The following is a 783-nucleotide window of genomic DNA, read 5'->3' as shown; positions in this document are numbered from 1 at the left end:
TTTGACGGCGTTTGGGACACGAAGCGGAGATCAATGTCATGCGGCACCACAATAGCGTTTTTCATGGACTTCTGAAGCTGGTTCCCTGGGCTGTTTTCGAGGAGCTTGTGGACAAGCACGCAGCCGACCATCGAGTGCGGCGCCTGGACAGCAAAAGCCAGTTCATCGCGATGCTGTTCGGGCAGTTGTCCGGCGCCGCAAGCCTGCGCGAGATCGAAGCGGGGCTCGAAAGCCATGCGGCCCGGCTCTACCATCTGGGCGGATGTTGCGTGGCCCGCTCGACCCTGGCCGATGCCAACGCCAGGCGGCCTTGGGCGCTCTATGGCGATCTGTTCGCCCATCTGGCCGCCGCGGCGGGGCGTCCGCTCCGCCGCCAGCTTGGCGATGGCCTGCGCATCCTGGACGCCACCCGGATCGCACTGGGCTCGCTCAGTGCGGGATGGCTCGGCACGGTCAAGGGCCACCGGGCGGTCAAGCTCCACATCGCCTATGATCCCGGGGCCGGCCTGCCGCTGCGGGCCGCGACCTCCGACCAGCGCGTCAACGACATCACCCCGGCCAAGGCCATGCCCATCGAGCCGGGCATGACCTATATCTTCGACCTGGCCTATTACGATTTTGCCTGGTGGGCCCGGCTGCACGCCCGGGGCTGCCGCTTCGTCACCCGGCTCAAAAGCCACACAAGGCTGACCCAGGCCAGCGAGCGGCCCGTTGCGCACAACCGGGACGGGGTCTTGGCCGATCGCACCGGACGGCTGCCCGGGCGCACCCGGGCCGGCGCCA

The 783-nt window shown here is 67.7% G+C and carries 1 protein-coding gene; it reads left to right on the top strand.

Features of this window, described 5'->3' with window-relative positions:
• Nucleotides 1–38: 38 nt before the first annotated feature.
• Nucleotides 39–783 (top strand): IS4 family transposase (locus ACFOOL_RS16450; protein WP_380098478.1); only part of this gene is annotated, 745 nt, incomplete at its 3' end.

The organism is Devosia honganensis, from assembly GCF_042648785.1.
In the GTDB taxonomy this organism is placed as follows: domain Bacteria; phylum Pseudomonadota; class Alphaproteobacteria; order Rhizobiales; family Devosiaceae; genus Devosia; species Devosia honganensis.
Note: the sequence above shows the minus strand (reverse complement) of the source record. Positions and strands in the feature narration are given on the sequence as shown.